Origin of the sequence: Flagellimonas marina (assembly GCF_042651185.1) — a bacterium.
Classification (GTDB): domain Bacteria; phylum Bacteroidota; class Bacteroidia; order Flavobacteriales; family Flavobacteriaceae; genus Flagellimonas; species Flagellimonas marina.
This window is the reverse complement of record NZ_JBHSCL010000004.1, coordinates 1,546,031-1,569,196: the sequence shown is the minus strand read 5'-3', so window position 1 is coordinate 1,569,196 and position 23,166 is coordinate 1,546,031. Positions and strand designations below refer to the sequence as shown.

19 protein-coding genes are annotated in these 23,166 nt (G+C 40.0%); 17 read left to right on the top strand and 2 right to left on the bottom strand.

Annotation, left to right across the window (positions count from 1 at the left end; translation table 11 throughout):
* Window positions 1-600: 600 nt before the first annotated feature.
* From ACFOWS_RS10600 to ACFOWS_RS10570, 7 genes are all read left to right on the top strand, one after another.
* Entirely contained in the window at window positions 601-4,155 is a 3,555-nt protein-coding gene (locus ACFOWS_RS10600) for a PAS domain S-box protein (RefSeq protein WP_379764291.1), read from the top strand.
* A gap of 191 nt (window positions 4,156-4,346) precedes the next feature.
* Entirely contained in the window at window positions 4,347-4,778 is a 432-nt protein-coding gene (locus ACFOWS_RS10595; RefSeq protein ID WP_379764289.1) for a hypothetical protein, read from the top strand.
* Window positions 4,766-5,179, top strand: coding sequence for a DUF7793 family protein (locus tag ACFOWS_RS10590; RefSeq protein WP_379764287.1), 414 nt, complete (start codon window positions 4,766-4,768; stop codon window positions 5,177-5,179). The genes ACFOWS_RS10595 and ACFOWS_RS10590 overlap by 13 nt, the downstream gene beginning before the upstream one ends.
* 5 nt (window positions 5,180-5,184) lie before the next feature.
* Window positions 5,185-5,334 carry a hypothetical protein gene (locus tag ACFOWS_RS10585; protein WP_379764285.1) on the top strand — a complete coding sequence of 50 codons (150 nt, stop codon included), beginning with the start codon at window positions 5,185-5,187 and terminating at the stop codon, window positions 5,332-5,334.
* Between the two features lie 132 nt (window positions 5,335-5,466).
* Window positions 5,467-5,886, top strand: a complete 420-nt coding sequence (locus ACFOWS_RS10580) for a response regulator (RefSeq protein ID WP_379764283.1) — start codon at window positions 5,467-5,469, stop codon at window positions 5,884-5,886.
* Between the two features lie 244 nt (window positions 5,887-6,130).
* Window positions 6,131-6,574 carry a hypothetical protein gene (locus ACFOWS_RS10575; RefSeq protein ID WP_379764281.1) on the top strand — a complete coding sequence of 148 codons (444 nt, stop codon included), beginning with the start codon at window positions 6,131-6,133 and terminating at the stop codon, window positions 6,572-6,574.
* A gap of 164 nt (window positions 6,575-6,738) precedes the next feature.
* Window positions 6,739-7,503, top strand: coding sequence for an exodeoxyribonuclease III (locus ACFOWS_RS10570; protein WP_379764279.1), 765 nt, complete (start codon window positions 6,739-6,741; stop codon window positions 7,501-7,503).
* 114 nt (window positions 7,504-7,617) lie between these two features.
* Here ACFOWS_RS10570 and ACFOWS_RS10565 read toward each other — a convergent pair whose 3' ends face one another.
* Window positions 7,618-7,791: a hypothetical protein gene (locus ACFOWS_RS10565; protein WP_379764277.1), complete on the bottom strand. Its 174-nt coding sequence runs from the start codon at window positions 7,789-7,791 to the stop codon at window positions 7,618-7,620.
* Window positions 7,792-7,984: 193 nt separating this feature from the next.
* Between ACFOWS_RS10565 and ACFOWS_RS10560 the strand changes: the two genes are divergently transcribed.
* The 9 genes from ACFOWS_RS10560 to ACFOWS_RS10520 all read left to right on the top strand — a co-directional run bounded on the left by ACFOWS_RS10560 (window position 7,985) and on the right by ACFOWS_RS10520 (window position 18,651).
* Window positions 7,985-8,671, top strand: coding sequence for a TetR/AcrR family transcriptional regulator (locus ACFOWS_RS10560; protein WP_379764275.1), 687 nt, complete (start codon window positions 7,985-7,987; stop codon window positions 8,669-8,671).
* On the top strand, window positions 8,664-10,331 hold the full coding sequence (locus ACFOWS_RS10555) for a peptidase domain-containing ABC transporter (protein WP_379764273.1): 1,668 nt from the start codon (window positions 8,664-8,666) through the stop codon (window positions 10,329-10,331). Before ACFOWS_RS10560 ends, ACFOWS_RS10555 begins: the two co-directional genes overlap by 8 nt.
* Before the next feature lie 5 nt (window positions 10,332-10,336).
* Complete coding sequence (locus ACFOWS_RS10550; RefSeq protein WP_379764271.1) at window positions 10,337-11,683, top strand: HlyD family secretion protein; 1,347 nt, start codon at window positions 10,337-10,339, stop codon at window positions 11,681-11,683.
* The gene (locus tag ACFOWS_RS10545; RefSeq protein ID WP_379764269.1) at window positions 11,670-13,082 is read left to right on the top strand and encodes a TolC family protein; all 1,413 of its coding nucleotides are present in this window, start codon (window positions 11,670-11,672) and stop codon (window positions 13,080-13,082) included. The genes ACFOWS_RS10550 and ACFOWS_RS10545 overlap by 14 nt, the downstream gene beginning before the upstream one ends.
* A gap of 75 nt (window positions 13,083-13,157) precedes the next feature.
* The gene (locus ACFOWS_RS10540) at window positions 13,158-13,814 is read left to right on the top strand and encodes a TetR/AcrR family transcriptional regulator (RefSeq protein ID WP_379764267.1); all 657 of its coding nucleotides are present in this window, start codon (window positions 13,158-13,160) and stop codon (window positions 13,812-13,814) included.
* The gene (locus tag ACFOWS_RS10535; RefSeq protein ID WP_379764265.1) at window positions 13,815-15,128 is read left to right on the top strand and encodes an ABC1 kinase family protein; all 1,314 of its coding nucleotides are present in this window, start codon (window positions 13,815-13,817) and stop codon (window positions 15,126-15,128) included.
* Entirely contained in the window at window positions 15,125-15,757 is a 633-nt protein-coding gene (locus ACFOWS_RS10530; protein WP_379764263.1) for a flavin reductase family protein, read from the top strand. The genes ACFOWS_RS10535 and ACFOWS_RS10530 overlap by 4 nt, the downstream gene beginning before the upstream one ends.
* Window positions 15,758-17,176 carry an SDR family oxidoreductase gene (locus ACFOWS_RS10525; protein WP_379764261.1) on the top strand — a complete coding sequence of 473 codons (1,419 nt, stop codon included), beginning with the start codon at window positions 15,758-15,760 and terminating at the stop codon, window positions 17,174-17,176. It abuts the gene before it with no gap.
* Window positions 17,173-18,651, top strand: coding sequence for a cryptochrome/photolyase family protein (locus tag ACFOWS_RS10520; RefSeq protein WP_379764259.1), 1,479 nt, complete (start codon window positions 17,173-17,175; stop codon window positions 18,649-18,651). The genes ACFOWS_RS10525 and ACFOWS_RS10520 overlap by 4 nt, the downstream gene beginning before the upstream one ends.
* Window positions 18,652-18,751: 100 nt before the next feature.
* On the opposite strand, the gene ACFOWS_RS10515 is transcribed toward ACFOWS_RS10520, so the two are convergent.
* Window positions 18,752-20,623 (bottom strand): fasciclin domain-containing protein, encoded by a 1,872-nt coding sequence (locus tag ACFOWS_RS10515; protein WP_379764257.1) that lies wholly within the window; start codon window positions 20,621-20,623, stop codon window positions 18,752-18,754.
* A gap of 285 nt (window positions 20,624-20,908) precedes the next feature.
* Here ACFOWS_RS10515 and ACFOWS_RS10510 point away from each other — a divergent pair, with 285 nt between their 5' ends.
* The gene (locus ACFOWS_RS10510; protein WP_379764255.1) at window positions 20,909-23,098 is read left to right on the top strand and encodes a PAS domain-containing protein; all 2,190 of its coding nucleotides are present in this window, start codon (window positions 20,909-20,911) and stop codon (window positions 23,096-23,098) included.
* The last annotated feature ends 68 nt before the right edge of the window (window positions 23,099-23,166 follow it).

Below are 23,166 nucleotides of genomic sequence, written 5' to 3'. Positions count from 1 at the left end.
TGCACCCCTAATTGGTATTTTGTAGACTACTGGTTTATGTAAGGATTTACTATCCACCAAATACAATTACTTAAAGTATTCTGTAGTTTGGTAAGTACAAAACATAAGCAAGGTAAAAGCTAATAAAAACAAGGGGTAGCGATTGGAGTTCGAATCCTTCCGCGATCACCAGTACTTAAAAGGCCTCAGTAAGTTTTCTTGCTGAGGCCTTTTAACATATACATTTTAAACAGCGTATAACAATCATGCAATTGAACAATCAATGCATCGATCTATCTAATAATTGATCCTTTCTCAAGTCAGAAAATCCAATTCGTTCCAATATGGAGATATTGATTTCACGTCGAGATGGGTCGATTACACATTAAATTCGATCACTTTTTTACGTGGCATTTTGGGCTTATCTGTCGCATTGGATGAAAGCAAAATTTTTAGTAAATTAACTCAGTTGATATAGGGAAAGGAAAATTTTCAGACAGATCCCTATGCATTTTGTTTAGGCATATGCTCATTGCAAAATATTGCTCGCTCCCCCAAAAATATTTAAATTAACACGTAAAATTCTACAATCTATAAGTTTGGGAGTACATCAGGTTACGTATGGGTGAAATTAACAAGACACTGGTTCAAAAATTAAAATTAGACCTTGGCTTTTCCGATATCTATGTAGAATCCATAAGTGAAGGACTGCTAATAACGGATGCCAACGGAAAAATAATAATTGTCAATTCGGCACTTTGTGAACTGACCGGTTTTGAAAAAGAAGTACTGATAGGGGCAGAAGCGCCTTTTCCGTTTTGGCCAGATGAGCTCAAGAAGGATTTTTTGATGGGATTCAAAGAAACCTTGAAAGAGGGCATTAGAGGTGAACACGAGACTATACATATGCGTAAGGATGGAGGTCACTTTCCCGTATCAATTTTCTCATCGAGTATCAAGGATAAGGAAGGAAATATAATTGCCCATCTAGGATTGTTGAGGGATATCACACACGGAAAAATTGACACTATTCAGAATGTCTCCGTGAACCAAGATTTATTTTCGGTTTTAAACTATAGAAGAAAGTATAGTTACCTTCTAGAAGAGAAAGAACTGGTTTCCCAGTTGGATTTTACCCTAAACAACATTAGCGATGGTATTGTTTCCTTGGATACGGATTGGCACTATACGTATGTCAATAAGAATGCTGCCGCTATTGTGGATAGAACACCGGAGGACTTGATTGGAAAGCATATTTGGACAGAGTTCCCGGATATGGTTGAAATGCCGTTTTATACTTTGGCCATAAAGGCTTTTGAAACACAACAAAAACAGGAACTCGAACATTATTATTCACCTTTAGATAAATGGTTTGAAAATAGGTTTTACCCCTCCAAGGAAGGATTGACCATCTTTTTTTCGGACATAACAGAAAAGAAAAGAACTGAAGAGCTTTTACTGGACAGTAAAAAGTACTTGGACAACATTATAAACAATATTGGCGACCCCCTCTTTGTAAAAGATGACCAAAGCCGATTATTGTTGGCAAACGATGCTTTCTGTGAAATGTTCGGACTCTCACGCAAGGATATTTTGGGCAAGACATTGGCTGAAGATGTAACACCAGAGGAGAGGGAAAGTTTTTTAAAAATTGATAGGGAGGTAATAGAAACAGGAATCGAGAATGTCAATGAAGAGAGTCTTACCGTTCGAGGAGGTAAAACAAAAGTTATTTCTACCAAGAAAACCCGGTTTGTTGACGAAAAGGGAAACAAGTTTTTGATTGGTGTTATTAGAGATATTACACAACGCAAAAATGCGGAACTAGAGGTAAGAGCAGCCAAGGAATATTCTGAAGGGCTTATTGAATCGATGCATGAAGGACTGGTGGTGTTTAATTTGGAGACCGAAATAACAAGTGTAAACCCTTCGTTTTGCAAGATGTCGGGTTTTTCCGAGGAAGAACTGATAGGGAAACAATGCCCTTATCCTTTTTCCCCTCCAGAAATTGAGGATGAGTCCAATTTAAGGCATGAGAAAATTGAAAGGGGAGAACAACTGGACAATTTTGAGACGGTCTATATGCGCAAGGATGGAAGCCGTTTTAATGTGGATGTAATGGTTTCTCTAATGCAAGGTCCGAATGGAGATGTTCATTCCTATTTTGCAACGATCATTGATACCACTGAGCGTAAAAAGGCCGAACTGGATTTAAAAATGGCCAAAGAGTTTACAGATAAACTCATTATGTCCATGCAAGAGGGGCTTATCATTGTAGATCTTGAGGGTGAAATTATTTTGGTAAATGAATCCACCTGTAATATTCTTGGTTATTCCAGAGAAGAACTCATAGGGCTCAATTTGCCTTACCCTTTTGTTAAACCAGAAGACTTTGAAACAATAGCCAAGACCAACCAAAAGGTAGCAAGAGGTGAGGCCCCGTCGTTCCAATTTGAGTTTATTCGAAAGAATGGCGAAAAGTTTTTGGCAACCTTTTTAACGGGAAATATAACCGATGATACGGGTGAGGTTATAGCCCTTTTCGGAACCATGAAGGACATATCTGAAGAGGTAAAGGCGAAAGCCGCCTTGGAGGAAAGTGCCTTAAAGTCCTCAGAAAAAAAAGACGTTATTCTAAAATTGGCTGGTCTTGTCGGTAAAAATTTCAAACGCTCCCTAAATCAAATTACAGAGTTGGCCGCGGTAACCTTAAATGTTGGTCGTGTAAGTATTTGGAGTTTCAATGCTGATAAAAGTGAGATTTACTGTGAAAACCTTTACGATTTGGATCAAGATGGACATTCACATGGAATGCTGCTAAAAAAAGAGGGTAACCCCAACTATTTTGAGGCCTTGAACAAAAATCAAACTGTAAGGGTAACGGACGCCCAAAACAATAGTATCACTAAATTGTTCACTAAAGACTACTTGTCTCCCAATAACATAAAATCACTGATGGATGTTTTCATCAATAGTACAAGTGGCTATTATGGAATTATTTGTTTTGAACATGTGGGGGACGAAACGAGAGATTGGACGGCGGATGAACAGGAATTTGCCACTTCCATTGCAAACATAGTTTCCATGATGGTTGAGAGCCATGAGCGGAAAGTGGCCGAAGATAAACTTGTTCTTTCCAATCAGGAACTGTCCAAAGCCAATGCAGAATTAAATGTTCTAAGAGATCAATTGGAACAGGAAAACACTTATCTAAGGAATGAGCTCGACTTGGTGTTCAATTTTGAGGAAATGGTGTATGGTAGTGCCCAGTTCAGTGATGTACTCAGTGAAGTAGAGAAAGTAGCCGCGACCAATGCCACCGTGTTATTATTGGGAGAGTCCGGTACAGGTAAGGAACTTTTGGCCAGAGCGGTGCACAATATTAGCGCCAGGAGCACCAAACCATTGATTAAAGTGAATTGTTCCGCCATACCGCGTGAACTTATAGAAAGTGAGTTGTTCGGGCACAAAAAGGGTTCTTTTACAGGTGCTTTCACCGATAAGGTGGGAAAATTTGAACTGGCTGATGGTGGTACTTTGTTTTTGGATGAAATAGGGGAGTTGCCCTTAGACATGCAACCCAAGATTTTACGTTTCCTACAAGAGGGAGAGATTGAGGTAGTTGGCGGAATGGGAACAAAAAAATTGGATGTCAGGGTCATTGCCGCTACCAATAGAAATCTCAAAGAAGAAATAGAAAAGAAAAGATTTCGTGAAGATTTGTATTTCAGGCTTAATGTTTTTCCCATTGAAATCCCCCCTTTACGACAACGAAAAGAGGATATCCCATTATTGGTGGAACATTTTGTGGACAAGTTTAACAAGGAGTATGCAAAGCAGATAAAATATGTCTCGGATGAGGCCATGGAAAAACTAAGGTCCTATGATTGGCCTGGAAATATTAGGGAATTGGAAAATTTAATAGAAAGGGCCTCCATTCTCTCCAATGGTGAAACATTGGTGATTCCCGGCTTTGAATCTGAGATGCAAAAGTCCAAAATGCCCATTAAATCCAATAACCTATCACTGGATGCCATCCAACGTAACCATATTGTCAGCATTTTGGAGAAATGCAATTGGAAAATTTCAGGGCCTGATAGCGCATCTACACTACTCGATTTAAAACCAAGCACTTTACGAGATAAAATGTCCAAATTGGGCATTAAAAAGAAGTAAATGCCCACGGAATACCGCGAAGTAAGTTATTTCTTACTTTTATAAAAACGGTATACCGTGACCCCTACTTATGACCTTGCAGTATAAAAATTTATTTAAAATATTGACATTCAATTATTTATAATTTATTTGGTCGAATAAAATCTAATTTGGCACACCCATTGTCTTGTGTTTTGCAAATGATTTAAAGCATGACTGAGATTGATGGAGTTGTATTTTGGATAGATTCTAATATCATTCATTGTACAATAAGTAAGGAATGTGAAGGTGCAATTTTTGAAGATGATGTCGCAAAAATTTTTGCAAGTGGAATTGCGACTTTGTCAAAGGGTAGATATCTCCCTTTGTTGATTGATTTGAGGGAAGTTGGAAATTTTGAAGCCTTTAGACTGTTTACCATTTTATCCCCCCCATCGTTGTTAGATTTTTCAGTCTTGTCTACATCATTTTTGGTCAGGTCCAATACTTTGAGGATACTACTGTCAATGTATTGTATTGCAACGGGCAACGCCTTTTGGAACACATTGTACAGTAATCCCAAAGTAGCACTGGACCATAGTTTTGGCAGTTTCAAAAAGGGTTGTATGGATAATCAGCAAGTGATTGGCGTATGGAAGAGATGATTATTCATAAACATGCCACTTTTTGGACCAAGGGCAATGGGGTCCTATTTGGAAAGATACGCAACTTTAATTCCCAGCATCAGTTGGATTCAAGGACTGCCCAACTGTATCTTGATACAATTGCGGATTTATCCACAGGGACTCCCATGCCTTTTTTGATCGACCTACGTGACGTTAAAGGTACTTTTTCCAGTGAAGCAGGCCTGTTGTTGGCAAAAAGCTTCAACAATCTATCTCATATCATATATGAAGTATATGTTGTAAACTCCCTCTCAATCAGTTTATTGGTGCAATCCTACAAAAGGATCTATCATACCAAAACTCCTTTTATTATATGTAATGATATGGAGGAGGCCCAAGAGCATTGTTTAGAATATAAAACAAGAAAGCTTCAAAAGTAAATGCCATGGCCACACAACCTCACCCTTTTAAAAAGGAAGTAATGGATGAAAAGTTAAGAGAACTGGTTTTTTCAGATTTCTTAAAAGGGGGAAAAATTGATGAAGATTATAAAGGAAATGAACGGTTTACCTTAAAATGCCGGCATAAAACTTAAAAGAGATTGCCAGTTGAGTGTGGAACGAGCAAGCTCAACTCCAAAACGAAGAATCTTTATGTGTTGAAGATGTTAGACATTACAAAACGAATTGCAGTCCAAATTAGATTGAAAAAATTAAACCATTGAATCATGGGATTAAACTTTATGTTGATTGATGACAACGAGATTGACCTGTTCGTTAATCGTAAGTTTATTGAGCGTACAGTGGGCGATGTGGAAATCCTAACCTTCATTAGGGCAAAAAAGGCATTGGATTTCCTAAGCTCTTTGAGTATCGGTACTAGCTCAGATTACCATTTCATACCAGACATCATATTACTGGACATTAATATGCCCGAAATGAGTGGTTTTGAATTTTTGGATGCATACAGCAGGTTGCAGAACAAAAGTTTAACCAAGACAAAGATCTTTATGCTTTCATCATCAACCAACGTAAAGGACAGGATTGATGCTGATAGACACAGCGCATGTCAAGGGTTTTTAAGTAAACCTTTATCCTGTGAGATGGTTCAAAAGATTCTTGAGGATTTTATGCCCGCTTTAAATTAAATAGTTATATCAAACGCAATAGTTCATGAAACTCATAGATGGTCTTCTTTTCGTATTGGTAGTTATTATGTGGTTAACGGTTACTATGCATATAATGGATTTTAATGGATTGGACACTTCCATAAAAAACAAACTAATACGAACAGATTTGGTTCTCGTTCCCATATGTATTTCAGTAACCGTGTATATTTTTTGGAACATTTTCAAGCAAAATAGAAAGTAGTAATGGGTAACGCCATGTATAATGAAATATGTTGAATTAAGCAGAAAGGAAAATTTTGATTCCTGGGATACGATGGATTTAGCCGAACTCCATCAGTTGCAAACTTGCGAGGATTTCAATGAATATCGAATTTACCAATCCAAGAACGTCAAAATCGGGTTGATAATACTCGAGTCTTATGAAAGGACACCTTTTAGATTGATGAAGAACAGTTTTAAGTTGGTTTCCTTGTCAGGGGGAGAGGCCATTACTAGATTTTCTGATGGGAGAATTTCACTGATGATGTTTGAAAAAGGCGAATGCGTTTCTCAGAATGTAGTAATACCTCCCATGATAAATGATTTGCAAAATATAGGAGACAATCTATTGGTGATGGCTTTGATAGAATATAAGAACACACTTTCACAGGATAGTGGTCTATATCCTTCCCTTCAGATGGAAACTCCGGTTCTCAGCGGTATATAGAGTCATGCACCAAAGAAATCATAAAATTGATGTAGTACAATACACTTAACGTGTTTGTATGTAAACCAACCCATTTAAGATACATTTCTTCTATTTGGAATATTTTCTGAGATAATCATCCATATCACTTATCTTTAAAAACTATTCAAATTAAAGAGAACCCTATGCTGATTCTTTCTTGGAATGTAAACGGAATCCGTGCCATCGCCAAAAAAGGCTTTTCGGAAATTATTGATAAAATCAATCCAGATGTGCTTTGTATTCAAGAGACAAAAGCACAGGAACATGAAACTGAGAAAGAGTTGGAAGACTTAAAAGATTATGAGGTTTTTTCAAATTCAGCAGAAAAAAAGGGATATTCCAGCACAGCACTACTGAGTAAAAGGCGCCCTGTATCGGTAAAAAACGATATGGGTGTTCCTGCGCACGATGCCGAGGGAAGGATTCAATGTGCAGAATATGATGATTTCTTTTTGGTCAATGTATATGTTCCCAATTCCGGACAACAATTGGACCGGTTGGACTACCGTAAAACGTGGGATGCGGACTTCCTTAAGTATCTCAAAAATCTGGAAGCCAGTAAACCGGTTATTGCTTGTGGAGATTTTAATGTGGCCCACAGACCTATTGACCTAAAGAATGACAAATCAAACTACAATAAGACCGCTGGTTATACCCAAGCTGAGATAGATGGGATGGACAATTTTTTGAACTCGGGGTTTGTGGATTCCTTTCGCAAATTGCATCCTGATGAAGTTGCCTACACCTATTGGAGTTATAGATTCAAGTCCAGGGAAAGAAATGTGGGATGGCGAATTGACTATTTTTTGATCAGTCCACAGTTGATGGACAAAGTGGAATCCGTGCGCATTTTTTCAGATGTGTATGGTTCGGACCACTGCCCAATAGGTCTTGAGATCAATTTATGATTAGTATTATTCAATATTCAGGAATTGGGTAGTATCCTTTGAATATGCTTGTAAAAATAGTTCCCTCATTTACCGCACTCTCCACCTAAATGGTCTAGATCAATCGTGCATTTCTCATTGGTATTGAAGTCCAATGCAGCCAAACCACCAAACCAAGTCTCCTGATTTACACACATAGTGGTTCTTAAAACTGACCAACGGTACATTTTCAATCAACTTTTCCCTTTGTGCACCAGAACGTTCCCTATTCTCATGACAAATAAATTCAGAGATTAATTTAGAATGCAACTCTTCTTCTGAATACCCAAGAGCTCTACAAAAGCTGGATTTATTTTAGCAAGGCACCCTGCATATTGATTATTTTCAGTGGTTTTAAGCAAATCGAAATAAAGACTGTAACCGTTAATTGAAAGTTAAACTATTATAATGTAATAGTAATACTTTTATATTTGCGATGATTAATCTCAAAATGCACATAAAAATGGAAAGATTAATGCAGTCTCTGCGTATGGGAATTAATGAAAACCTATATTTAAAAGATCCTGAATCATCAGAGTTAGGAAAGAAAATTGTTGAGCATAGTATATTGATGATTAATGAGATGGGATTTGAAAGTTTTACTTTTAAAAAATTGGGCACTGCAATTCAATCCAATGAAAGTTCCATTTATCGGTATTTTGAGAACAAGCATAAACTTTTACTCTATCTGGCCTCGTGGTATTGGGGTTGGTTGGAGTACAGGATGGTATTTGCCACCTATGGTATTTCAGATAATGAAAAGAAATTGAGGAGAGCCATTGAAATCCTCACCCAGAAGGTTGAAGAAGACACCACTTTCTTACATATCAATGAGGTCATTTTAAACAAAATCGTAATTAATGAATATTCAAAATCCTACCTCACCAAGGAAGTGGATAAAGAAAACAAGGAAGGCTATTTTTTGGTCTACAAGCGATTGGTCAATAGACTCACGGAAATGATTGAGGCAGTAGACCGTGAATACCCTTACCCGATTAGCCTTGCCAGCACAATTTTTGAGGGATCCTTGCATCAATATTTTCTAAAAGAACATTTTCCTGCCCTAACCAACTGTAATGAATCTGTATCACCTTTGGAATACTTTACAGATTTAATTGACCGAACTTTAAAGCTAGAGACGAATGGGTAAAGACATTTTAACCACATGGCAGCGATTGATTCGCATGCTCACTTTGGACAAAAAGGATATTTTTCAAGTATTCTATTATGCAATATTTGCAGGATTGGTAAACCTATCCCTTCCTCTGGGAATACAGGCTATCATTAACCTGATTCAGGGCGCCCAGATAAGTACTTCTTGGGTGGTTCTGGTAATTTTGGTGACTCTGGGTGTGGCTTTTGGTGGAGCATTGCAATTGATGCAGATTAGGATCATAGAAAACGTTCAGCAGAAAATTTTTACTCGCTCTTCTTTTGAATTTGCGTACCGTTTTCCAAAAATACGGATGAGTCAGTTGAGCAACTACTATCCACCGGAACTGGCCAACCGGTTTTTTGATACTCTCACAATTCAAAAATCCTTATCCAAAATACTGATCGACTTCCCTGCAGCATTACTCCAAATTATTTTTGGATTGATTCTGCTCTCTTTTTACCATCCGTTTTTCATCATTTACGGTCTACTTTTGGTATTGTTGATTTATGTGGTGTTCAAATTTACCGCGCAAAGAGGTCTCGAAACCAGTTTGGATGAATCCAAGAACAAGTACAAAGTAGCCCATTGGATTCAAGAAATTGCCCGGTCCATCATTAGCTTCAAGCTTTCAGGAAAAACCTCCCATGCCATGGACAAGAATGATAGGCTTGTGGATAAATATTTGGAGGCTAGAGAAAGTCATTTTAGGGTAATTGTACTGCAATTCATTCAAATGATCGGATTCAAGGTTTTAGTCACGGCTGGTTTGCTTTTGATTGGTGGACTTTTGGTGCTTGATCAGCAAATGAACATTGGTCAGTTTGTAGCAGCCGAAATCATTATCCTTTTGGTCATCAATTCCGTTGAAAAGCTCATTACTGGACTAGAAACCTTTTATGACTTATTGACATCGCTCGAAAAATTGGGTCAAGTGGTGGACAAGGAATTGGAGCCCCAAGAAGGAGAAACACCGTTCAAGGAAAATGAAGGAATGACCATAGAACTGCATAATGTGGTCTATAAGGTTCCGGGAAGGGAAAAGAAGATTTTGGATGATATATCCTTTACCATCACGCCAAAATGCTCCATTTTGCTGAAAGGACCCAGTGGGTCTGGCCGCTCTACCTTACTTCGTTTAATTGCAGGTATCTTGGAACCCGCTGAGGGCAAAATTTACGTGAACAATGTAGATTTAAAGGGTATATTTCTTAATAAGTATAGAACTTATTTGGGGCAATCCCTTACCGAAGAATACCCATTTGAAGGTACCATGTTGGACAACATCACCTTTGGTGACACATCAATTCCCATGGAAGACGTATACTGGGCCATTGAGAAAACAGGGCTGACCCAGTTTGTAAAAGAACAACCCAAGGGGCTCCAGACCATCTTGTATCCCGAAGGGAAAAAGATTCCATATACCATATCCAAGAAAATTGTACTGGCAAGGAGTGTTGTGCGTAGACCCAAACTTTTAATTTTGAAAGACCCCTTGGACCAGTTTACAGAAATGGAAGCCGATAAAATCATGGAATTTTTAACCGATGCCTCCAATGGATGGGCTTTGGTCATCGTGAGTGAAAATCCAAAATGGGAGCGCCTTTGCAGCCGAACCATTGCTATTGAAAACGGAAAATTGATTAAAGAAAGCTAGAAACCATGCTCAATATCTCACATAACAGGTTAAACCAAAAGGTAGACATTACGGTGTACAAAGCTGGAAAGGTCTTTCATAAGCGGCACTACAAACAGTTCAATCGCTTTCTGGCTGTATTTTTTATCATAGGGTTCATAGTGTTGTTTCTACCTTGGACACAGACCATATCCGGGCGGGGTTATCTGACCACTTTGACCCCAGACCAGCGTCCCCAGACCATTCAATCCCCAATTCCGGGCCGTATTGAAAAATGGTTTGTCAGGGAAGGGGATTTTGTTGAAAAGGGAGATACCATCTTGCACATTTCTGAAATAAAGAATGAATACTTTGATCCCAAACTGGTAGAAAGAACAGGACAGCAGATTAAGGCAAAAGAGATGTCGGTCACCTCGTATCAAGAGAAAGTGAAAGCCCTTGATGCTCAAATAGCCGCGCTGGTGCAAGAAAGGTCTTTGAAATTGGAACAGGCTCGAAACAAATTGCTGCAATCCAAATTAAAGGTCCAAAGCGATAGTATAGATCTAGAAGCGGCAAAGACCAACATATTGATTGCCCAAAGGCAATTTGACCGGACCACACAATTGGAATCCGAGGGACTAAAGGCAGTTACCGATGTAGAGGAAAAACGCTTGAAGTTACAAGAAACCCAAGCAAAGCTTATCTCACAAGAGAATAAGCTCCTGGCCAGCAAAAATGAAGTGTTGAACGCCCAAGTTGAGATAACAAGGGTGCAAGCAGAGTACACCGACAAGATTTCAAAGGCGCAGAGTGATAAGTTCACCGCACAGTCCAATCAATTTGACTCGGAGGCACAAGTAACAAAACTGGAAAATGAGTTTACCAACTATTCAATTCGAAATGCCCTCTATTACATCCGGGCGCCCCAAAGTGGATTTATAAATAGGGCCATCCAGGGAGGCATCGGGGAAACTTTTAAGGAAGGAGATCGCTTAGTGGGAATAATGCCCGCAAAATACGATATGGCCGTGGAAACCTTTGTAGAACCCATAGACTTACCTTTAATGCACATTGGGGAAAAAGTGCGAATACAATTTGATGGGTGGCCGGCAATTGTTTTCAGTGGGTGGCCCAACGTTTCCTATGGTACCTTTGGTGGTGAGGTTGTGGCCATTGAAACCTTCATTAGTCCTAACGGAAAGTATCGTATCCTGTTGGCTCCAGATGAGGAAGATACAGAATGGCCAACCGATATTAGGGTTGGTTCTGGCGCAAGAACCATGGCTTTGCTGGAAGATGTTCCCATTTGGTTTGAGCTATGGCGACAGCTCAACGGTTTTCCACCCAATTATTACCAACCTCAAAATTCAACTGCCGATGCCAAAAAGTAGTAGGATTAACCACCTTATTTGGATTTTTTTCCTTACCATCTTTGCTTCCCATGCCCAGCAAGACAGTTTGGTCCTGGGCTTTAAAGAGTATTTGGGATATGTGAAAAAATACCATCCGGTTGCCAAGCAGGCCCAGCTTGCTATACCCATTGGTCAGGCCAATCTTATGAAGGCCAGGGGAGGGTTTGACCCTAAGGTTGAAGTGGATTATGACCGCAAGCAGTTCAAGGACACCGAATATTGGGATCGACTCAATACTACCTTTAAACTACCAACGTGGTTCGGGATTGAACTCAAAGGAAATTATCAACAAAGTGAGGGCGTTTACATCAACCCTAATGAAACGCTTCCAGAAGACGGTTTGTACAGTGCTGGGGTCTCTATGTCCGTCTTACAGGGATTTTGGATCAACGAACGCATGGCTACCCTGCGAAAAGCCAAATTTTTTAGGGAGCAATCCAAAGCCGACCAAGATTTATTGGTGAATGAAGTGCTCTTTAATGCCTCTTTGGCTTATTTTGATTGGTTACGGGCCTACAGGGATGCTGAAGTTTTTCAGGATTTTTTACAAAATGCCGAGGTCAGGTTTCAGGGTGTAAAAAGCAGTGCCTTGGCAGGAGATATCGCCATAATTGATACCGTAGAAGCCAAAATAGCAGTTGAAAATAGAGCGTTGAGCTTGGAGCAAGCCAGGGTGAAACTGATAAAAAGGTCTCTGGAGTTGTCCAATTTCTTATGGATTGATGATGTGCCCGTGGAATTGCAGGACAATGTGGTGCCAAATTTGGAAGCTGATGCTGAAATAGATACAACCTTGGAAATTTTGGGAAAGCCTTTGGACAGTTTCACCTTGGATAACCACCCTAAAATACGTTCACTCGATTTTAAGATTGATGGTCTTGTGGTGGACCGAAGGCTTAAGGCAAACAAGTTGCTCCCAAAATTAGATGTGGAGTACAATTTTATAACCGAGACACCCGAATTTATCAATTCTTTGGTCACAGAAAATTATAAAGGAGGGCTTTCGTTCCGTTTTCCGTTGTTTTTACGTAAAGAAAGAGGTGATTTAAAATTGGCTAAGTTCAAATTAAGGGATGCCGAGTTTGAGCGGGATAATGCCCAAATTGAAATTCAGAACAAGGTTATCGCCATTTATAGGGAGTTGGATTCCTACCTTACCCAAAATACGTTGATAGCCAATATAGTGAGGGATTACGGTACTTTGCTTGAGGCGGAAGAAAGAAAATTCAGTTTTGGGGAGAGTTCCTTGTTTTTGATAAATTCCAGGGAAAGCAAACTCATTGACGCCTACCTAAAACGTAACGAAATGCAAAACAAGTTTTTTCATACCAAAGCCAAGTTGTTCAAGAGTCTGGCCATTAACCCTGAGAATCTATAAAATTATCCTTGTTAAAATGTTTAATTTTTAAATAGAAACATTAAACATTTTGTATCTTTACAGAAAACAAGGACGATGGCAAAAAAGAAGAATATTTCCAAACAGCAGATTGTTTCATGGTTCATGGAATATGTGCTGGAACACGATGAAGAACCCGCTTCGGTATATAAGTTCTGCAAAACCTACAATCTTGAAGAGACCAGTTTTTATGAACACTTTGGTTCGTTCGGTGCAATCAAGTCTTCCATATTTTCAACGTTTCTGGAAAACACCTTAGCGCTGTTGCATAAAGATGAAGCCTACAACACATCCAACTCGCGGAACCAATTGTTGAGCTTTTACTATACCTTTTTTGAGATTTTAACTGCCAATAGAAGTTATGTCTCGCTGATCCTGCAAAATAGAAAGCATGCCTTGGACAACCTCAAAACATTGCACAAGCTTAGGGAGGACTTTAAAAAGTATGTGGATGGCCTTGACATAAAAACCATGGAACTCAACCAAGAACGCATTGAAAAGTTTCAGCGTAAGGCTATTTCGGAAAGTGCTTGGGGACAATTGCTCTTTATTCTAAAGTTTTGGCTTGATGACAACTCACCATCTTTTGAGAAAACGGACATTCTCATTGAAAAATCTGTCAATAGTTCTTTTGATGTTTTGGAAGCGACCCCATTGCAAAGTTTAGTGGATTTGGGGAAGTTTATTTTTAAGGAAAAAATGGCAATGTCGTAAATGAAAACAATAGATAGTATCCCCACTTCCAAAATACAACGTGCCACAAAATTGGTGCAGACGGGAGCCAAGGTAGGTGTAAATTACCTGAAATATTACGGAAACAAAATAACGACTTCAGAAGAGGAGGCCAAGGAAAAGCTCAATCAAGACAATGCCGAGGATATTTACGGCAGCCTTCGGGAGTTAAAGGGCAGTGCCCTTAAAGTAGCCCAAATGTTGAGCATGGAAAAGAACATGTTACCAAGGGCCTATGTGGAAAAATTCTCACTCTCCCAGTTTTCCGTACCACCACTTTCAGGACCTTTGGTGAACAAGACCTTCCGAAAGTATTTTGGAAAATCCCCATCAGAAGTTTTTGATTCCTTCAACCCTGAAGCTGTTCATGGTGCCAGCATTGGGCAAGTACACCAAGCCACAAAGGATGGAAAGAAACTTGCCGTAAAGATTCAATATCCAGGTGTATCCGATAGTATAGCCACGGATTTAGCCCTTGTAAAGCCCATCGCTCTAAAAATGTTCAATATAAAAGGAAAGGACAGCGACAAGTATTTTAAGGAAGTACGGGATAAATTGATGGAAGAGACCAATTACCTATTGGAAATTGAGCAAAGCCAAAATATGGTAGATGCTTGCAGTCACTTGCCCAATCTAAAATTCCCGACCTATTACAAAGATCTTTCTTCGGAAAAAATCATAACCATGGATTGGATGCAGGGGGAGCATTTATCTGAATTCACCGCGCACAACCAAGACAGCACCGTATCCAATATTTTGGGCCAAGCGTTGTGGGATTTTTATATGTTCCAAATCCATAAGTTGAAAAAAGTACATGCAGACCCTCACCCTGGCAATTTTTTGGTATCTAAGGACAACCAACTTGTAGTTTTGGATTTTGGCTGCATCAAGTCAATTCCCGATTCGTTTTATGTTCCCTATTTTGAATTGGCCAAAAAAGAGAATATTTCCAATCCGAAATTCTTTAAAAAGAAACTTTTTGAGCTGGAAATTTTACGACCTGAAGATTCCCCAGAGGAAATTCAATTCTTCACCAACATGTTTCGGGAAATGCTGAGCCTTTTCACCCAACCGTTCCATAATGAGGTATTTGATTTTTCAGACACTGTCTTTTTTGGAAAAATAGCCGAGTTGGGCAAAAAATATGCACAAAATACCGAGTTGAGACGAATGGATGCCAACAGGGGCTCCAAACACTTTATCTACATCAACCGAACATTCTTCGGTCTGTATAACCTGTTGCATGACCTCAAGGCAAATCAGGTCAAGGTGGGCAATTTTAACACATTGGTATGAGATGTTTTACACAAACGGACTTGGGCTCTCTGGACAAGCTGTACCGCATAAATTTGATCAATAGCTTGTCCGGGTTTAAATCGGCCAATCTTATTGCAACCGTCGATAATCACGGTAATGAAAATGTAGCCGTTTTCAGTTCGGTGATTCATTTGGGTTCCGATCCTGCCGTGTTGGGATTTGTTTTGAGGCCGACTACCGTGGCCAGAAATTCCTATGACAACCTAAAACAGACTGGTTTTTATACTATAAATCACATATCCCAAGAAATCATGGAGGATGGACACCATACTTCGGCAAAGTATCCAAAAGAAGTATCAGAGTTTAAAATGACCAACCTCAAATCTGAATATATCAACAATTTTAAAGCCCCTTTCGTTACTCAATCACCCATAAAGCTGGCTATGAAATTTGTGGAAGAATACCCCATAAAGCTGAATGGGACAATTCTTGTAGTGGGTGAAATACTTTCTGCGTATATTCAAGATGATTTGTTGGAAAAAGATGGTTTTGTGAACCTTTCCAAAGGAAATATTGTCAGTATCAACGGTCTGGATGGCTATGCTTTACCCAAATTGCAGACGAGATACCCATACCAACGCCCGAAAAACACGAGCAAAACAGTTTAAATGCGGATTCTCATCACAGGAACAACAGGATACATAGCCAAACGTTTGGTTATGAACCTTTTGTCTGAAAAACATGAACTTATTTGTTGTGTCCGGGATTTGAACCGAATTCCCGATGAAATTGAATCCAAGGTAGGTATTGAGTTTATCAAGGTGGATTTTTTGGATACCGAAGATGTTGTTTTTCCCAAAAATATTGATGTGGCCTACTACTTAATTCATTCCATGACCGCCACAGGAGACGATTTTGAAGAATTGGAGAAACAATGCGCAGAAAATTTTAAGAATCTAATTGAAGAAACTACGTGCAACCAAGTTATTTATTTGAGCGGCATTGTGAATGATGAATCACTGTCCAAGCACCTTAAATCCCGTTTGGCTGTTGAGAACACCTTAAAATCGGATTCGTATGACTTAACTATCTTTAGAGCAGGTATTATTGTCGGTAGCGGCAGCGCTTCCTTTGAAATTATCAGGGATATTGTGGAGAAACTACCGGTAATGGTAGCACCTAGATGGCTCAACACCCGAACGCAACCTCTAGCTATTCGCGATGTGCTCCGCTTCTTGCAACGTGCAGCGGGAAAAGAAGAAGTAAGGAACCAATCCTTTGACATTTGTGGTCCCGAGATTCTAACATATAAGCAAATGCTGTATCAATTTGGTGAGGTTCGGGGATTAAAAAGATACATTTTGACGCTCCCAGTGCTTACCCCGAGATTATCATCGTATTGGCTGTATTTTGTGACCTCAACCTCCTTCAATCTGGCCAAGGCATTGGTAGATAGTATGAAGGTTGAAGTTATAGCCAAACCCAGCCAAATCAATGAAATTCTTCACGTAAAACCGATGCCGTATAAGGAAGCCGTTAGGTTGGCCTTTCAAAAAATTGAACAGAACTCTGTAATTTCCAGTTGGAAGGATGCCATTAGCAGTGGGGTGTTCCATGACCAGTTGTCCGATCACATTCAAGTGCCCAATCACGGTTGCTTTAAAGATGTGCGTTCCAAAATTGTAAAGGATGAAACGTATACCCTTAACAGAATATGGTCCATTGGCGGGAAAAACGGTTGGTACGGTTTTAATCTGTTGTGGCGCATTCGTGGATATCTGGATAAATTATTTGGCGGAGTGGGACTGCGTCGTGGACGTAGGCACGATACCAATCTGGAAGCTGGCGATCCCTTGGATTTTTGGCGTGTATTGCTTGCAGACAAAAAACAAAAGCGATTGCTTCTTTTCGCCGAAATGAAACTACCGGGCGAAGCTTGGTTGGAGTTCAAAATAATAGATAACACCTTGTTCCAAAGAGCGGTATTTAGGCCCAAAGGGCTTTGGGGCCGTTTGTATTGGTATATGGTGCTGCCTTTTCATGCCTTCGTTTTTAAAGGGATGATCAATTCCCTAACAAAAAAATGAGAAAAGTAAGCCTACGTTTTCCGCATCAGCTTTTTCAAAATCTGGATTTGCTTCCAGAGGGTGTTCCTGTGTTTTTGGTGGAGGAAACCTTGTTTTTTAATCAATATAATTTTCATAAACAGAAAATTTTGTTTCATCGGGCTACGATGAAATTCTATGCAGATTTTCTTTCCGAAAAAGGATATGATGTCCATTACGTTGATGCGCAGGAAGAACGTGCCGATATCCGGATATTATTGAAGGAATTGGTTGCCGAAGGATGCGAAGAGTTCCACATAATTGACCCAACGGACAATTGGTTGGAAAAGCGAATTAAGTCTTGTGCCTCAGGGGCTATCGTAAAGTGGTATGACTCCCCGCTTTTTTTGAATTCAACAGATGATTTGAAGCATTTCTTCAAACCAGACAAGAAGAACTTTTTTCAAACGACATTTTACAAACAGCAGCGGAGAAAACGGGAGATCTTACTGGAGGGCGATAATCCAAAAGGAGGGAAGTGGACCTACGATGTGGACAATCGAAAAAAGTATCCAAAAAACAGAACCCCGCCGTCCATTTCCTTTCCTGATGCCGATACTTATTTTAAAGAAGCAAAAAGCTATGTGGAATCCCATTTTGCAGACAATCTTGGGTCGCTTTCCCAATCCCCTTTGTATCCCATGAACTTTGAATCAGCGGACCGGTGGTTCATGGATTTCTTGGAAAACCGGTTTCATAAGTTTGGGGATTATGAAGATGCCCTTGTCAAAGATGCTTCATATTTACACCACAGTGTATTGACACCTATGCTCAACGTGGGTATGATTTCTGTAGAAGATGTGCTACATGAGTCCATATCATTTGCTGAAGAAAATAAGGTGCCCATTAATTCTTTGGAAGGTTTTGTACGACAGATTATGGGCTGGCGTGAGTTTATCCGCGGGATTTATCAAGTAAAAGGTACGGAGGAACGTACCCGTAACTTTTGGGGCTATTCCCGAAAGATTCCAAAATCATTTTATGATGGCACAACCGGAATAACCCCAGTGGATATCACTATCAAAAAAGTATTGAAAACTGGGTATGCCCACCATATTGAACGCTTAATGGTGCTCTGCAATTTTATGTTGTTGTGCGAATTTGACCCAGATGACATCTACCAATGGTTCATGGAACTTTTCATTGACGCTTATGATTGGGTCATGGTGCCCAATGTGTATGGCATGGGGCTCTTTGCCGATGGCGGACTTATGAGTACCAAACCCTACATTAGTAGTAGCAACTACATCAACAAAATGGGAGATTATGATGGTGGTGAATGGGAGGAAATTTGGGATGGACTCTTCTGGAATTTCATGGATAAGAATCGAGATTTCTTTGAACAGAATCCTAGACTTGCAATGTTGCTACGCAATTTTGACAAAATGAATCCAGATACCAAAGCCGGCCATCTGCAAAACGCACAGAAGTTTTTGGAAGAATTGGATGCTTCATAAATTTTAAAAGCACAACTATTTAAATTGAAAAGCTCCCAAGAAATTAATCTTGGGAGCTTTCTTATTAACTATAAACTAAACAAACTTAACGGAATCTATATTAATTCGTAGTATCAGGAATCAATACGGCATCCAGTACATGGATAACACCGTTTATGGCCTGAACGTCCACTGCATCGATACCGATTCCTGTATTTCCAGCGCCGTCGGTTACATCTGCAATGTTGTCTCCAGTTCCAGGTAGATTTATGGTAATGGCATCACCTTCAAGAGTTGTGGCCGTAATACCATCAGAAAGATCACCTGAACGAACATTGGCTCCTGCCACTACATGGTGTTGTAACACCGGTATTAAATCATCCTCAGCTGGAATGGCCGCAAGGGCTTCAAATGCAGCGTTGGTTGGAGCAAATACGGTGAATGGGTCATCTCCCGCACCACCTTGGGCAGACAAGACGCTTACAAAGTCCGTACTTGGGGTAAGCTCGGTCAACGCCTGAACCAGAGTGGAGAAATTAGGGTCAGCTACAGCGAATGTTACAACGGTTGGCAAATCAATTACGGCATCTACGGCATGGATTACACCGTTGGTCGCCACAATATCAGCGATGGCTACGTTGCTCACTCCATTAAGGGTTACCCCATCATCTGTATTAATATATAGGCTCAGATTCTCATCGGTATCAAATTCAGCAGCTGTGTTCACGTATGAGTTCATCAATCCTGATGAGAAGGCTGCTGCTCCAACAACTACATGGTTGGACAAGATAGCATTGATATCGTTGGAATTCGGATTTGTAAAGGCAGCGAAGGCGTCGTTGACTGGTGCAAAAACGGTAAACTCTTCCTCTTCATTGGAAAGAAGGTCCGTGAATGTAGTGTTGCCTCCGTCTGTAAGGGCGGCCACCAAAGAAGTAAGATTAGGATTGGCCACAGCATGATCTACAATATTGGGCAAATCAATTACGGCATCCACAACATGAACTACGCCATTCAATGCTTTTACATCTGGGGTAACTACAGAAGATACACCGTTAAAGGTAACTCCGTCCGACGTATCAAAGAAGATGCTGATATTGGCATCCTGCACTCCTCTTGCCAAAGTTGAGGTATATCCAGCGCCCAAACTTTGCAAATCTGTACTGTACAATTCACCTTCAATTACATGGTTCAATAAAACCTGTGTTAATACTTCAGTTGGAATGTCATCAAGTGAGGCACCATCCAAAAAGGTTTCAAAGGCTTCATCAGTAGGAGCCAATACCGTAAATGGTCCATCACCTCGCAAAGCGGTCGGTAAGTCGCCATCAGCGGCTACAAGGGCAGCCACCAAATTTTCAAGATTCTCGTTGCCCAATGCCAAGTCGGTGATGGGTACAAGAATAACATCTGCCAAGGCATCTAAAATGGCTTGTGGTAAGAGTACTTTGTCAATAATATGAACAACGCCGTTGGATGTTTCCACGTCTGCTGTGGTTACTTGCGCAGCAACATCTGTGGCATCACTTATAAAAACCCCTCCGGTGGTGCTCACCTCTAAGGAGGAACCTTGCAAGGTGGTCAGCGTTTGTCCATTACTTAAATCTGTGGACATTGCAGCTGCACCCGGCACAACGTGGTAGGTTAGGATAACGGCCAAAAGGTCTTGAAGTTGTTGTGAACTGAAATCATCAAGGGAATCATATCCGTCCAATTGCGCCAATAGGTCTGCAAAGGCTTGATTAGTTGGGGCAAATACGGTGAAAGGTCCATCACCACTAAGTGCAGTGATCAAATCATTGTTGGCACTTTCATCAGCTTTCTGTAGTGCGGCCACCAATGTGCTCAAATCTGAGGTGGCTTGGGCAGCCTCCACAATGTTGGCTGTAGGTTCTGGTGGTGGTGCCATTCCATTGTCATCATCTGAACAAGATGCAAGGGTAAATAGCATAACCAGTGAAGCAAGTTTGGTTATTCTCAGTAGTGTTTTCATGTGACTGTTGTTTTATAATGTTTAAGAAATACATAGTAAACTTAAACAAAAATATTTTTGTTTAACTTATTTTTTTAAAAGTTTAACAAAATAAAGTGCAATTTGGTTTTGCAACTGACGTTGTAGCTAGGATATTGAACACAAAAGGGTTATACTTTAAACAAAACAACTATGGGTCAGTGTCCGGTACTAAGCTTTTTAAATTATCGTTATTAGCTAAGTGCCTGAAATATTCTTAAAAGGTTTTAGTTACTTTTGCCCTCAACAATAATCGAACTGAACTGGATGACAATTGATCAATCCCTTTGCCTTAAAGCTCCAATCTCCTTTGCGTTTTTGGACACAGAGTTGAATTTGGTGGATTTTACGGATACTTGGTTGGAGCAGTTCAAGCAATCGAGAAATATAAAAGGGGAGCCTTTTTATGAATCCATGCCTACGCTGCCAGACGAATTGAAAATGGACATCAACTATTGCTTGGAAGGTGTGGACCAGCGGTCTGATATGATGCGCGTGGTTCTGGAAAATGGCGATGCAGTCTGGTACGAATGGAAAATCAATTCCATTTCTGATAAAAATGGTGCTGTAGAGGGATTGATTCTTTTTCTAGAGGACATAACCGATAAGAAACTTGAAGAGTCACTTTTAATAAAGGCCCAAGACGTAGCACGTATTGGCGGATGGGAAGTTGACCTGATAAAAAATACAGTTTATTGGTCCCATATCACCCGAGAAATTCATGAAGTTCCCTACGATTATGTTCCCAATCTTGAGCAGGGCATTCATTTTTATAAGGAAGGTCATAGCCGGGAAACCATATCCAAGTTGGTTCAGAATGCAATTGACCATGGAACTTCTTGGGATGTGGAACTTCAAATTGTTACTGCAAAAAAGAAGGAGGTTTGGGTAAGGGCCATTGGAGAGCCTGAAATCGTAAATGGCAGGTGCGTTCGACTAGCGGGAACATTTCAAGACATAGATGTTCGAAAAAAAGCTGAGTTTGAATATAAACGCGTAAGCGAAAGATTAGCCCTTGCCACCAAAACAGCGGGCATAGGTATTTGGGAGTATAATATTCCAGAAAATCAAGTACTATGGGATCATAACATGTACGAACTATATGGCCTTGAAGAATCAGATTTTGATGGGGTGTATGAAGCCTGGGAGTCTTGCATTCTTCCCGAGGATAAAGAAAGATCTGCTCAAGAGGTAAAGGACGCCGTTGAAGGGAAAAAAGATTTCAATACCACTTTTCGGATAAGAAGGCCCAATGGGGAAATTAGATGGATAAAGGCAGAGGCGGGAATGATTTGGGATGATGATGGACAGCCGTTGAAAATGATAGGGGTCAACGAAGATGTTACCGAATTGAAGACCACCCAAATGCAACTTGTTAAGAGTGAAGAATCACATCAAGGAGCTTTTGAAAATTCTTCCATTGGAATGGCCTTGGTAGGACTGGACGGTAAGTTCATGCAAGTGAACCAAAGCCTATGCAATAGTTTGGGATATACAACCGACGAACTATTGAACCTTACATTTCAAGATATAACCCATCCCGATGACCTGGAAATTGATTTAACCCTCCTCGGCGAACTTGTTGACGGAAAACGGTCCACCTATCAAATTGAAAAGCGATATTTTGACAAGGAGGGGCAGTTGGTCTATGTTTTCTTAACGGTTACCGCGGTACTTAAAATAGATGGTACAATTTCTCATTTTATATCTCAGATTGTTGATATCTCATCCCGAATCATTGCAGAGAAAAAATTAAAGAGTCTATTGGAATTGACCACTAATCAGAACAGTGGACTTTTAAATTTTGCCCATATTGTTTCCCATAATCTAAGATCCCATGCCGCCAACCTCACCATGATAAGTGGGTTTCTTTTGGATGATACCTTGGAAGATAAAGAACGAAAAGACACCTTGGATATGTTGGGTAGGGCATCCAACGGTCTCAATGAGACCATTGCCCATCTCAACGAGGTGGTTCAAGTAAAATTGGAGACGGAAAAGGAATTGGATACCATCCCGCTTCGTAAAACCATTACTAAAGTTTTACAAGACATCAATGCCTTGATTAATGAGAATAAGGTTGAGGTTATAGTAGAGGTTTCTTCTCAACTAAAAATAAAAGGAGTCCCCGCATATATAGAAAGCATCATCCTAAATTTGGTCACCAATGGTATTAAGTATAGAGATATAGAAAAGAAGTGCCATATTATTCTTACAGTCTCTGAAGAGGACCAACATCATGTATTATCAGTTGAGGACAATGGCAAGGGAATAGACTTGGCCAGACACGGTGAGAAAATCTTCGGCATGTACAAAACGTTCCATGGTAACAAAGATGCTCGCGGAATTGGACTATTCATTACCAAAAACCAGATTGAATCCATGGGGGGAACCATCTCGGTGGAGAGTCATATTGGCGAAGGATCTACGTTTAGGGTTAAGCTTTTAAAAGCTTAATTTTTTGAGGACTCCATTATATTTTCTACAAAAATAGAGCGCCAATCCCCGTCGTTTTTAAATTTTAA